Here is an 11,134-nt window from a genome sequence, read left to right as displayed (position 1 = left end):
GGGCGCGGCGACGGCGCGGCCATCAGGGCGGCGCGCGCCCGCGCCGCCGCCAGCAGATAGCCGTAGCCCCTGACCGCGCCGTTCGGCTCGTCGAACAGCGGCAGCTTGGCGGCCGAGAAGATCGCATTGACGGCGGCGCGCTCGCCCACGCCCATCCAGCAGCCGATGACGGGCTTGGTCACGCCCCGCGCCCGGGCGGCGGCGATGGTTTCGGTCACGGCCTCGGCGATATCGACCGGCGAGCGCATCGCGGTGGCGCAATGGATCACCAGCACGGCGTCGACGCCGGGATCGGCCAGGACCACCTCCAGCGCGGCGCGATACCGCTCGGCGTCGGCGTCGCCCAGCAGGTCGACTGGATCGCGGCGCGACCAGGCGGCCGGCAGCGCCGCGTCTAGCTCCGAGATGCTGGACGGAGCAAGCTCCGCCGCGCGCGCGCCGATCGCCGCCAGGCCGTCGACGGCCAGCACCGCCGCGCCGCCGCCGTTGGTGACGATGGCCAGGCGCTCGCAGGATCGCGGGCGGGTGGCCGAAAGCACCGTCGCCGCGTCGAAGAGGTCCTCCAGAGTCTCGACCATGACCACGCCCGCGCGCTCGAAGGCGCACACGTGGGTGTCGTAGTCGCCCGCCAAGGCTCCGGTGTGCGACAAGGCCGCGGCCCGGGCCGCCGCCGTGCGGCCGGCCTTGATCGCGATCACCGGCTTGACCCGCGCCGCCGCGCGGGCGGCCGACAGGAACCGGGCGGCCTGATGAACGCCCTCGATATAGAGCAGGATGGCGTCGGTGCGGCTGTCGGCGGCGAAGAGGTCGATCAGGTCGGCCATGTCGGCGTCGGCCATGTCGCCGACCGACACCACGCCGGAAAATCCCAGGCCCCGCTCACCGGCCCAGCTCAGCGCGCTGCTGACCAGGGCGCCGCTCTGCGAGATGAAGGCCAGACGACCCGGCTGAGCGCCGCCGCGCGCGAACGAGGCGTTGAGGCCCGCGTGCGGCGCCAGCGCGCCCAGACCGTTCGGGCCGACGATCCTCAGCCCCCAGGGCTCGGCGGCCGCGAGCATCGCCGCCCGCGCGCCGCCATCGACGCCGCCGGTGATCACCACCGCGACCTTGACCCCGCGCGCGCCCAGCGCGCCGACGACCTCGGGAAGGGTCGGGGCGGGCGTCACCACCACCGCCAGATCCAGTCCCGCCGGCAAGGCGTCGATGGAGGCCGCCCAGGTCACCCCCTCCAGCGCCACGGGCTTGGGATTGACCGCGTAGATCCGGCCGGCGAACGGCTGCGATAGCAGGTTGAGCAACACCACCCGCCCGACCGTGTCCGGCCGGTCGGAGCCGCCCACCACCACGACGCCGTTGGGATTGAGCAGAGGCTGAAGCGAAGGGCGCGACACGGGCTTGTCCTTGTCCGGGACGTTTGAAGGACGCGCGATCCGCTCCGATCCAGCCGCCGAACTCGGCCGTGGAGTTCCGTAAGGCGCGATGATTGGGGCGGGCCTAGGCGGCGGCGCGCGCGAGGCGCTCCGGCGCGTCGCGCCGAGCCATCCAGACCGAAACTAGGAAAGCGGCCGTCAGCGCCGCGGCCTCGAAACAGGCGGGGCAATGACCGGCCAGCGACAAAGTGTCCGAGGCGGCGGCGCAAAGGGGCCCCGCCGCCAGCCTTGGCGCGGCGGCGGCATAGGCGATCACCCAGCTGAACAGCGCGCCAACGCCCGTGAACTCGGCGATATCGCCCCAGGGCGCCTTGAACTTGGCCGACATGGAACCCTCCAGATTGCGTCCGCAGGATCGACCGCGACGACGCGCCCGGCATTGACGCGCATCAAAGCCGACCCGGTGAAGGCGTGACACCCAGGGCTTCAGGTTCGCCGCACGGAGTCCGCATGTCAGCCCCGTCCAAAATCAGCGCCAGCCCGCCCGCGGGCTCTGGCGTCCTACTCGTCATCTCAGCCGTCGGAGCGTTTCTGGCGATTCTCGGCGCGGGTTTGACCCAAGATCCGATCTTCCGGTTGCAGATCGGAACCATCGCCCTGGCCGGCGTCATCGCCGCCTTTGTCCTCAACGGCGGTCTCGCCGGGGGGACGCTGCGCGACCATCCCGACCAGTATTCCGACAACGTCATCAAGGCGGGCGTCATCGCCACCATGTTCTGGGCGGCCGCCGGCCTCCTGGTCGGGGTGATCATCGCCGCCCAGCTGTCCTGGCCGCGCATCTTCTATTTCCCCGAGTTCGGATTTCTGAACTTCGGTCGCCTGCGCCCGCTGCACACCTCGGCGGTGATCTTCGCCTTCGGGGGCAACGCCCTGATCGCCACGTCCTTCTGGGTCGTCCAGCGCACCTGCAAGGCGCGGCTGGCCGGCGGCATCACGCCGTGGTTCGTGTTCTGGGGCTATCAGCTGTTCATCGTGCTGGCCGCGACCGGCTATCTGATGGGCGCGACCCAGGGCAAGGAATACGCCGAGCCGGAGTGGTACACCGACCTGTGGCTGACCATCGTCTGGGTCGCCTATCTGCTGGTGTTCCTGGGCACGATCTGGAAGCGCAAGGAACCCCACATCTACGTGGCCAACTGGTTCTATCTGGCCTTCATCGTCACGATCGCCCTGCTGCACCTGGTCAACAACGCCGCCATCCCGGTCGGCCTCTTGAACCACAAGTCCTATGACGTCTTCTCGGGCGTCCAGGACGCGCTGGTGCAGTGGTGGTACGGCCACAACGCGGTGGGCTTCTTCCTGACCGCCGGCTTCCTGGCCATGATGTATTACTTCGTGCCCAAGCGGGTCGAACGCCCGGTCTACAGCTACCGCCTGTCGATCGTGCACTTCTGGGCCCTGATCTTCATCTACATCTGGGCCGGTCCGCACCACCTGCACTACACGGCCCTGCCGCAGTGGGCCCAGACCCTGGGCATGACCTTCTCGATCATGCTGTGGATGCCCAGCTGGGGCGGCATGATCAACGGCCTGATGACCCTGTCGGGCGCGTGGGACAAGCTGCGCACCGATCCGGTCGTCCGGATGATGGTCGTCTCGATCGCCTTCTACGGCATGTCGACCTTCGAAGGTCCGGTCATGTCGATCCGCGCGGTCAACGCGCTCTCCCACTACACCGACTGGACCATCGGCCACGTGCACTCCGGCGCGCTGGGCTGGGTCGGCTTCATCAGCTTCGGCGCGATCTACTGCCTGGTGCCGTGGCTGTGGAAGAAGAAGGAGATGTACTCGACCAAGCTGATCGAGTGGCACTTCTGGATCGCGACCACCGGCATCCTGCTCTACATCGCCGCGATGTGGGTGTCGGGCATCATGGAAGGCCTGATGTGGCGCGAATACACGCCGCAAGGCTTCCTGGCCTACAGCTTCATCGAGACGGTCTCGGCCAAGCACATCGAGAACGTCATCCGCACCGTCGGCGGCCTGATGTACCTGGCCGGGGCGCTGATCATGATCGTCAACGTCTGGAAGACGATCGCCTCGCCCTCCGCCGAGCCGGCCGAAGCCTCGGCCGCCCCCGCCACCGCGATCGCCTGAGGTTCCGATGTCACTCTGGAAGCAACACGCCAAGTTCGAGCGGCATTCGCTGCTGCTCATCGTCGGCATCCTCCTGGTCGTCTCCATCGGCGGCCTGGTCGAGATCGCCCCCCTGTTCTGGCTGCAAGGCACGATCGAGAAGGTCCAGGGCGTGCGTCCCTACACGCCCCTGGAGCTGGCCGGTCGCGACATCTATGTCCGTGAAGGCTGCTATCTCTGCCACTCGCAGATGATCCGCCCGCTGCGCGACGAGGTCGAGCGCTACGGTCACTACAGCCTGGCCGCCGAGAGCATGTACGACCACCCGTTCCAATGGGGGTCCAAGCGCACCGGTCCGGATCTCGCCCGCGTCGGCGGCAAGTACTCCGACAGCTGGCACCGCGACCACCTGATGGATCCGCGTTCGGTGGTGCCGGAGTCGGTGATGCCGCCCTACAAGTTCCTGGCCGACAAGGAGCTCGACTACCACGACATCGTCGACCGCATGAAGACGCTCCGCACCGAGGGCGTGCCCTACACGGCCGACGAGATCGCCAACGCCAAGAAGGATCTGGAGGCCCAGGCCGACCCGTTCTCGACCGACGCGGTGGCCCTGCGCGGCCGCTACGGCGCCAAGGTGGTCAATCGCGACTTCGACGGCGATCCCAACAAGATCACCGAGATGGACGCGCTGGTGGCCTATCTGCAGATGCTGGGCACCCTGGTCGACTTCAAGTCGTACAAGGCCCAGGCGCCGGAGAACCAACGATGAGCGGGCTCTCCTACGAAACCGTGGCGCGCTTCGCGCAGCAGGGCGGGCTGATCTATTTCGGCCTGATCTTCCTCGCCGGCGTCGCCTACGCCCTGCGGCCTTCCAAGAAGGCTGAATTCCAACACGCCGCGCGCATGCCGCTGGACGACGAGGAGCTGCTCTGATGGCGCTCGAACGCGAAACCGACGACCATACCGGCGTCGAAACCACCGGCCACGAGTGGGACGGTATCAAGGAACTGGACAATCCCCTGCCCCGCTGGTGGCTGTGGGTCTGGTACGGCACGATCGCTTTCTCGATCGCCTACTGGGTGGCGATGCCGGCCTGGCCGGGCCTGCACGGCTACACCAAGGGCCTGCTGCACAAGTCCGACCGCGCCGAGGTCGCCCAGCAGCTCGCCGCCCTGGACGTCCAGCGCGGGGCGGGCGCGGCCATGCTGCGCACCGCCAGCCTGGAGCAGATCGAAAAGGATCCCAAGCTCCAGGCCTACGCCCAGCAGGTCGGCCAGTCGGTGTTCGGCGACAACTGCGCCACCTGCCACGGCATCGGCGGCACGGGCGGCAAGGGCTATCCCAACCTGCGCGACGACGTCTGGCTGTGGGGCGGCAAGCTGGAGGACATCCAGTACACCATCACCCACGGCGTGCGGACCGGCGCCGACGGCGCGCGCATGTCGCAGATGCCGGCTTTCGGTCGCGACGAGCTGCTCAAGCCCGAGCAGATCGACGACCTGACCGAATACGTGGTCAAGCTGTCGGGCCGTCCGGCCGACGCGGGCGCCGTGGCGCGCGCCGCGCCGATCTTCGCCACCCAGTGCTCGGCCTGTCACGGGCCGGAGGGCAAGGGCAACCAGCAGGTCGGCGCTCCGAACCTGACCGACGGCGAATGGCTGTACGGCGCCGACCGCGCCGCCATCCGCGGCCAGATCTTCGCTGGCAACGGCGGTGTCATGCCCACCTGGCAAGGCCGCCTGAGCCCCGAGACGATCAAGGCCCTGGCCGTCTATGTGCACTCCAACGCGGGTGGTCAGTAAGGGCTATGCCCACGCTTATCGACAATACGCGTCCCAAGACCCAGACCCGGACGGCGGTATCCGCCGCCGCCCGGGCCAAGGGCAAGAGCCAGGCGGCCGGCGGGCTCTACAAGCCCCGCCAGCCGATCTATCCGAAGCTGGTCCACGGCAAGTGGCGGACCATCAAGTGGGCGATGCTGATCGCCACCCTGGCGGTCTATTACGTCACGCCGTGGATCCGCTGGCACAGGCCCGACGGCTTCCCCCAGCAGGCGGCCCTAGTCGACTTCACGGGCCGCCGCTTCTACTTCTTCGACATCCAGCTGTGGCCGCAGGAAGTCTACATCTTCACCGGCGTGCTGATCGCCGCGGCCCTGGCGCTGTTCCTGGTCACCGCGCTGTTCGGCCGCCTGTGGTGCGGCTACGCCTGTCCCCAGACCGTCTGGACCGACCTCTACATCGTGGTCGAGCGCCTGTTCGAGGGCGACCGCAACGCCCGCATGCGCCTGGACGCCGCGCCCTGGTCGTTCGACAAGGCCTGGCGCAAGATCGGCAAGCACCTGGTCTGGCTGGGCATCGCGTTCGGCACCGGCGGGGCCTGGATCTTCTACTTCCACGACGCCCCGACGCTGATCCGCACCTTCTGGATCGGCCAGGCGCCGGCCACGGCCTACGTGTCCTGCGGCCTGCTGACCGCGACCACCTACATCTTCGCCGGCTGGATGCGCGAGCAGGTCTGCACCTACATGTGCCCCTGGCCCCGCATCCAGGGCGCCATGCTAGACGAGCACTCGCTGCAGGTCACCTATCTGCGCGACCGGGGCGAGACGCGCGGCCCGCACAAGAAGGGACAAAGCTGGGAGGGGCGCGGCGACTGCATCGACTGCCGCCAGTGCGTGGTGGTCTGCCCGATGGGCATCGACATCCGCGACGGCAGCCAACTGGAATGCATCAACTGCGGCCTCTGCGTCGACGCCTGCGACGAGATGATGGTCAAGGTCGGCCGACCGACCGGACTGATCGCCTATGACACCGACCACGCGGTAGCCTCCCGCGCCTGTGGCCAGAAATCGGTCTACAAGCCCGTTCGCTCGCGCACGGTCTACTACGCCGCGGCGCTGGCGGTGGTGGGCGGCCTGACCCTGTGGTCGCTGGTCACCCGGCCCAAGGCCGACCTGCACGTCATCCGCGACCGCAATCCGATCTTCGTGCGGATGCACGATGGCGCGGTGCGCGACGGCTACACGCTGAAGATCACCAACCGCACCTTCGTCGACCGCCGGTTCCAGATCGCCTTCGACGGCGTGGCCGGCGCGCGCCTGAGCCAGCCCGGCGGAGAGCCCGGCCGGGTCTCCGTGCTGGTCCCGGCGGACCAGGTCGCGTCCGTCCGGGTGTTCGTCACCGCCCCACCCGCCGCTGATCTCGCCGCCAGCGTCCCCGGCCGCTTCATCGTCCGCGCGGACGGCGCCGCCGCCGAGGCCAAGACCGTCTTCCTGTCAGGAGCCGCGAACCCGCAATGACCCTCGCCGCGACCCCCTCCGCCCCCGCCCCGCTCGAGAAGGGCCGGATCACCGGCTGGCACGTGCTGATCATGGTCGTGCTGTTCTTCGGCACGGTGATCGCCGTCGACACCATCTTCATGGTCCAGGCCTACCGGACCTTCTCCGGCGAGGTCGCGTCGAACCCCTACGAGGCCGGCCTGGCCTTCAACCGCACCCTGGCCCAGCGCCAGCGCGAGGCGGCGCTGGGCTGGTCGGCGGCGGTCCAGACCGCCGAGGGCAAGACCGTGGTGGTCCGCGTCGTCGATCGCGACGGCAAGCCGCTGGACCACCTGTCCTTGACCGGAACCCTGGAGCGCCCGGCCACCGAAACGGGCCGCCAGGCGCTGGACTTCAAGCCGCTGGGCGACGGTCGCTATCAGGCCGCGGCGCGCCTCGACGGCGCCTGGGACCTGCGCGCCACCGCGCGAGACGCCCGGAACGTGTTCGAGCTCGAGACCCGGCTGGTGGCGCGATGAGCCAGAGCCTCGCCCTGCCCCGCGACCTGGAGGCCTTCGTCCGGCGCGACGACGCCGGGCGAGGCCGTCTGGAACTGCTGGTCACCGGCGCGCGCTGCGCCGGCTGCATCAACAAGATCGAAAAGGCCGTGGGCGCCCTGCCCGGCGTCGACGGCGCGCGTCTGAACCTGACCACGGGCAAGCTGGCCGTGGACCTGGACGGCAAGACCGCGACGCCGGAGCGCGTGCTGGAGACCGTCGAGGAGCTGGGCTATCGCGCCTGCCTGTTCGATCCCGGCGAGGCCGCGGCGGCTCAGGATCGGGAGGGCCGCGAGCTGGCCATGGCCCTGGGCGTGGCGGGCTTCGGGACCGGCAATGTCATGATGTTCACCGTGCCCGCCTGGGCCGGGCTGTTCGGGCAGGAACTGACACCGACCACCCTGACGGTGATGTACTGGATGGCGGCGATCGTCGCCACGCCGTGCGCCCTGTTCGCCGGCCGGCCGTTCTTCCGCTCGGCCTGGGCGTCGCTGAAGCGGGGCAAGGCCAATATGGACGTGCCGATCTCGATCGGCGTGATCCTGACCCTGATCGTCAGCTTCTCCGAGACCCTGCTGCACGGCCGGCACGCCTATTTCGACGCCGCCGTCACCCTGCTCTTCCTGCTCCTGATCGGCCGCTATCTGGATCATCGCTTGCGCGCCAACGCCCGCTCGGCCGCCCGCGACCTGCTGGCCCTGCAGACCCCCGTGGCCGTGCGGCTCACCGAGGACGGCGAGCGCGGCGTGCCCGTCGCCGAGGTCAAGGTCGGCGACCGCCTGGTCGTCGCGCCGGGCGACCGGATCCCGGTCGACGGCGTCGTCGAGTCGGGGCTTTCCGAGTTGGACAACGCCCTGATCACCGGCGAAACCGCGCTGGTCCCGGTGACGACGGGCGCGAGCCTTCACGCCGGCGCGCTGAACCTGTCCGGGCGCCTGGTGATGCGGGCCACCGCCCGCACCGAGGACTCGACCCTGGCCGCCATCGCCCGCCTGATGGAGGCCGGCGCCCAGGCCCGCTCGTCCTATGTGCGCCTGGCCGACAAAGCCGCGGCGCTGTACGTGCCCGTGGTCCACACCGCCGCCGCCCTGACCTTCGTCGGCGGCTGGGCCCTGGGCCTGGGCCCGCGCGAGGCCCTGCTGCGCGCCGCCGCCGTGCTGATCGTCACCTGCCCCTGCGCCCTGGGCCTCGCCGTGCCCGCCGTGCAGATCGCCGCCAGCGGCCGCCTGTTCCGCAAGGGCGTGCTGGTCAAGTCCGGCGCCGCGCTGGAGCGCCTGGCCGAGGTCGATCACGTGGTGTTCGACAAGACCGGCGTGCTGACCGAGGGCCGGCCGGCCCTGATCGACGCGCCCGCGCATCTCATCGCCATGGCCGCGCCGCTGGCGCGGGCCTCTCGCCACCCGCTGGCCCGCGCCCTGGCGGCCGAGGCCGGGGCGGGTCCGGTGGCCAGCGACTGCCGCGAGACGGCCGGGCAAGGCGTGGAAGGGCTGATCGACGGCCGCCGCGCGCGCCTGGGTCGCGCCGCCTTCGTCGGCGTATCGGGCGGCGACGCTCGCGAGACCGAGCTGTGGTTCGGCTTCGACGGCGAGGTGAAGATCCGCTTCGTCTTCGAGGACCGTCCTCGCGCCGACGCCGGCCAGACGATCGCCGCGCTGCGGCAGATGGGGCTGTCCGTCGAGATCCTGTCGGGCGATCTGGCCGGACCGGTGCGCGACATCGCCCGCCAGATCGGCGTCACCGACTGGAAGGCGGGTCTGACGCCATTCGAGAAGGCCGCGATCATCGATCGCCTGAAGATCGAGGGCCACCGGATCCTGATGGTCGGCGATGGCCTGAACGACGCCGCCGCCCTGGCCAAGGCCCACGCCTCCATGGCGCCGGGCGCCGCCGTGGACGCGGCCCAGACCGCCGCCGACCTGGTCTTCACGGGAGAAGAACTGGGCGTGGTGGTCGAGGCGATCCGCACGGCCCGCGAGTCGCGCCGCCGGGCCCTGGAGAACTTCGGCTTCTCGGCGCTCTACAATCTGGTCGCGACCCCGGCGGCGATGGCCGGGCTGATCAATCCGTTCATCGCGGCCCTGGCCATGTCGGGATCGTCGATCATCGTGCTGCTGAACGCCGCGCGTCCCAGCATGCGGAGGCTCCGCCCGTGAACATCGTCCTCTTCCTGGCCCCCGCCTCGATCGGCCTGGGCGCGCTGGGTCTCCTGGCGTTCTTCTGGACCATGCGGTCGGGCCAGTACGACGATCCCAAGGGCGACGCCGAGCGCATTCTCTATGACCATCTCGACGAGGCGCCGCCCGCAGATCGCGAGTAGAGAGCACCAGCGGAGCGCCTCTACTTAAGGGCCGCGAATGTGACCAAGGTCAAGGCCGCCAAGACGCCAATCTCCGAAGATCAACTCGCGACAAGACAAGACGTCGCGATATCCGGGGATAGATTATGAAAACCGCTATTCTTTCGCTCGCTGCTCTGGGCGCGCTTGGCGTCGGCGCGGCGAACGCGCAGGATTTCACGCCGAACGCCAAGGGCGACCTGATCGTCCACGCGCGCCTGACGCAGGTCGCGCCGGACAAGGACGCGCCGATCCTGACCGCCGCGGGCGCCGCCACGGGCTTGAAGGCGCACGTCAAGGACGACGTCAAGCCGACCTTGGGCTTCACCTACTTCCTGACCGACAAGGTCGCCGTCGAGGCGATCCTGGGCACCACCCAGCACGACATCGTTGCCCAAGGCCCGGGGACCAACGTCCTGGTGCACAAGACCTGGGTGCTGCCGCCGGTCGTGACGCTGCAATACCACCCGCTGCCGGCCGCCCGCGTCAGCCCCTATGTGGGCGCCGGGATCAACTACATGCTGTTCTACGGCGATAAGGACAAGAACGGCTTCACCGTGAAGGTCGATAACGGCTTCGGCTACGCGCTGCAGGCCGGCGTCAACATCAAGCTGAAGAACCGCTGGCTGATCAACGCCGACGTCAAGAAGGTCTATTTCAACACCGACGCCAAGATCAACGGCGGGACCCTGAAGGCCAAGGTGGATCTGGACCCGCTGGTCAGCTCGATCGGCCTGTCCAAGCAGTTCTGATCTCGCGCGGGCGGGTTCCCCCTAACGCCCGCTCGCGAGAGGCCTCCCCGCCGACCGGTCCGTCGGCGGGGAGGCTTTTTTGTTTGGCGTCACGGGCGGTTCAGCCCCCGCCGCCTCAGTCGCTATCGGCGTCTTCGAGCAGAGCCCGCGCCACGAACGTCCGCGCCTGGGCCAGCCGGTCGGCCACGAAGGTCTCGCTGACCTCGGGCCCGACGCCGCCGATGTGATCGTGCCCGGCGAAGCGCAGGCCGGTCATGTTGCAGATGTGCAGGTCGAAACTCTTGATCAGCGTGTTCAGCACGCCGGTGCTCTCGACCCACGCATCCGGCGCGCCCGAGGTCGTCACGCTGGCCAGCGTGCGGCCGACCAGCAGCGGATCGGCGCCGTGCGCGGTGGGCTGGAAGCCGAAACCGCCGCTCAGCACCCGGTCGACATAGCCCTTGAGCATGGCCGGCGGCGCGTTGAACCAGAACGGATACACCAGCAGAAAGCCGTCGACGTCCGCCAGCAGCGCCCGCTCCTCGACCACGTCGGCGCGGGCGACCGAACCGCTGGCGGTCGGCAGTTCCTCGCGCGGCAGGCGCGGATCGAAGTCCAGGGCGTAGAGGTCGCGCAACAGCACCTCGGCGCCGGCGGCGCTCAGGGCCTCGGCGCAGGCGTCGGCCAGTGCCCGGCAGAAGCTGGTCTCCGAGGGGTGGGCCAGGACCAAAGCGATCTTCATC

Annotated in this window: 12 protein-coding genes; 9 read left to right on the top strand and 3 right to left on the bottom strand. The window is 69.5% G+C overall.

Features of this window, described 5'->3' with window-relative positions:
• Together Q0V34_RS08245 and Q0V34_RS08240 are read right to left on the bottom strand one after the other, a co-directional pair.
• Window positions 1-1,391 (bottom strand): CoA-binding protein (locus Q0V34_RS08245; protein ID WP_297510444.1); only part of this gene is annotated, 1,391 nt, incomplete at its 3' end.
• 103 nt (window positions 1,392-1,494) lie between these two features.
• Window positions 1,495-1,758, bottom strand: a complete 264-nt coding sequence (locus Q0V34_RS08240; protein ID WP_297510442.1) for a hypothetical protein — start codon at window positions 1,756-1,758, stop codon at window positions 1,495-1,497.
• A 122-nt stretch (window positions 1,759-1,880) separates the two neighbouring features.
• On the opposite strand from Q0V34_RS08240, the gene ccoN reads away from it, so the two are divergent.
• From ccoN to Q0V34_RS08195, 9 genes are all read left to right on the top strand, one after another.
• Window positions 1,881-3,527 carry a cytochrome-c oxidase, cbb3-type subunit I gene (ccoN, locus tag Q0V34_RS08235; RefSeq protein ID WP_297510439.1) on the top strand — a complete coding sequence of 549 codons (1,647 nt, stop codon included), beginning with the start codon at window positions 1,881-1,883 and terminating at the stop codon, window positions 3,525-3,527.
• Between the two features lie 7 nt (window positions 3,528-3,534).
• Window positions 3,535-4,278 (top strand): cytochrome-c oxidase, cbb3-type subunit II, encoded by a 744-nt coding sequence (ccoO, locus tag Q0V34_RS08230; protein WP_297510436.1) that lies wholly within the window; start codon window positions 3,535-3,537, stop codon window positions 4,276-4,278.
• Window positions 4,275-4,442: a cbb3-type cytochrome c oxidase subunit 3 gene (locus Q0V34_RS08225; RefSeq protein ID WP_297510433.1), complete on the top strand. Its 168-nt coding sequence runs from the start codon at window positions 4,275-4,277 to the stop codon at window positions 4,440-4,442. The genes ccoO and Q0V34_RS08225 overlap by 4 nt, the downstream gene beginning before the upstream one ends.
• Window positions 4,442-5,311 (top strand): cytochrome-c oxidase, cbb3-type subunit III, encoded by an 870-nt coding sequence (gene ccoP / locus Q0V34_RS08220; RefSeq protein ID WP_297510429.1) that lies wholly within the window; start codon window positions 4,442-4,444, stop codon window positions 5,309-5,311. Before Q0V34_RS08225 ends, ccoP begins: the two co-directional genes overlap by 1 nt.
• A gap of 5 nt (window positions 5,312-5,316) precedes the next feature.
• Window positions 5,317-6,810: a cytochrome c oxidase accessory protein CcoG gene (ccoG, locus tag Q0V34_RS08215; RefSeq protein ID WP_297510426.1), complete on the top strand. Its 1,494-nt coding sequence runs from the start codon at window positions 5,317-5,319 to the stop codon at window positions 6,808-6,810.
• Entirely contained in the window at window positions 6,807-7,307 is a 501-nt protein-coding gene (locus Q0V34_RS08210; protein WP_297510423.1) for a FixH family protein, read from the top strand. Before ccoG ends, Q0V34_RS08210 begins: the two co-directional genes overlap by 4 nt.
• The gene (locus Q0V34_RS08205; protein WP_297510420.1) at window positions 7,304-9,478 is read left to right on the top strand and encodes a heavy metal translocating P-type ATPase; all 2,175 of its coding nucleotides are present in this window, start codon (window positions 7,304-7,306) and stop codon (window positions 9,476-9,478) included. Before Q0V34_RS08210 ends, Q0V34_RS08205 begins: the two co-directional genes overlap by 4 nt.
• Window positions 9,475-9,642, top strand: a complete 168-nt coding sequence (ccoS, locus tag Q0V34_RS08200) for a cbb3-type cytochrome oxidase assembly protein CcoS (RefSeq protein WP_297510417.1) — start codon at window positions 9,475-9,477, stop codon at window positions 9,640-9,642. Before Q0V34_RS08205 ends, ccoS begins: the two co-directional genes overlap by 4 nt.
• A gap of 125 nt (window positions 9,643-9,767) precedes the next feature.
• Window positions 9,768-10,412 carry an OmpW family outer membrane protein gene (locus Q0V34_RS08195; RefSeq protein ID WP_297510414.1) on the top strand — a complete coding sequence of 215 codons (645 nt, stop codon included), beginning with the start codon at window positions 9,768-9,770 and terminating at the stop codon, window positions 10,410-10,412.
• Between the two features lie 115 nt (window positions 10,413-10,527).
• Here the strand turns inward: Q0V34_RS08195 and Q0V34_RS08190 are convergent, their stop codons facing one another.
• Window positions 10,528-11,133 (bottom strand): NAD(P)H-dependent oxidoreductase, encoded by a 606-nt coding sequence (locus Q0V34_RS08190; protein ID WP_297510411.1) that lies wholly within the window; start codon window positions 11,131-11,133, stop codon window positions 10,528-10,530.
• Between the last annotated feature and the right edge of the window lies 1 nt (window position 11,134).

It is taken from the genome of uncultured Caulobacter sp. (genome assembly GCF_947036865.1).
Taxonomy (GTDB): domain Bacteria; phylum Pseudomonadota; class Alphaproteobacteria; order Caulobacterales; family Caulobacteraceae; genus Caulobacter.
The sequence above is the reverse complement of the archived record's forward strand: the minus strand, read 5'-3'. Positions and strand labels throughout refer to the sequence as shown.

What these genes read in the sequence shown, in the direction of transcription:
- ccoN (WP_297510439.1), top strand. Translation starts at nt 1,881, where the DNA reads ATGTCAGCCCCGTCCAAAATCAGCGCCAGCCCGCCCGCGGGCTCTGGC.
- ccoO (WP_297510436.1), top strand. Translation starts at nt 3,535, where the DNA reads ATGTCACTCTGGAAGCAACACGCCAAGTTCGAGCGGCATTCGCTGCTG.
- ccoG (WP_297510426.1), top strand. Translation starts at nt 5,317, where the DNA reads ATGCCCACGCTTATCGACAATACGCGTCCCAAGACCCAGACCCGGACG.
- Q0V34_RS08190 (WP_297510411.1), bottom strand. Translation starts at nt 11,133, where the DNA reads ATGAAGATCGCTTTGGTCCTGGCCCACCCCTCGGAGACCAGCTTCTGC.
- Q0V34_RS08210 (WP_297510423.1), top strand. Translation starts at nt 6,807, where the DNA reads ATGACCCTCGCCGCGACCCCCTCCGCCCCCGCCCCGCTCGAGAAGGGC.
- ccoP (WP_297510429.1), top strand. Translation starts at nt 4,442, where the DNA reads ATGGCGCTCGAACGCGAAACCGACGACCATACCGGCGTCGAAACCACC.
- Q0V34_RS08225 (WP_297510433.1), top strand. Translation starts at nt 4,275, where the DNA reads ATGAGCGGGCTCTCCTACGAAACCGTGGCGCGCTTCGCGCAGCAGGGC.
- Q0V34_RS08240 (WP_297510442.1), bottom strand. Translation starts at nt 1,758, where the DNA reads ATGTCGGCCAAGTTCAAGGCGCCCTGGGGCGATATCGCCGAGTTCACG.
- Q0V34_RS08205 (WP_297510420.1), top strand. Translation starts at nt 7,304, where the DNA reads ATGAGCCAGAGCCTCGCCCTGCCCCGCGACCTGGAGGCCTTCGTCCGG.
- Q0V34_RS08195 (WP_297510414.1), top strand. Translation starts at nt 9,768, where the DNA reads ATGAAAACCGCTATTCTTTCGCTCGCTGCTCTGGGCGCGCTTGGCGTC.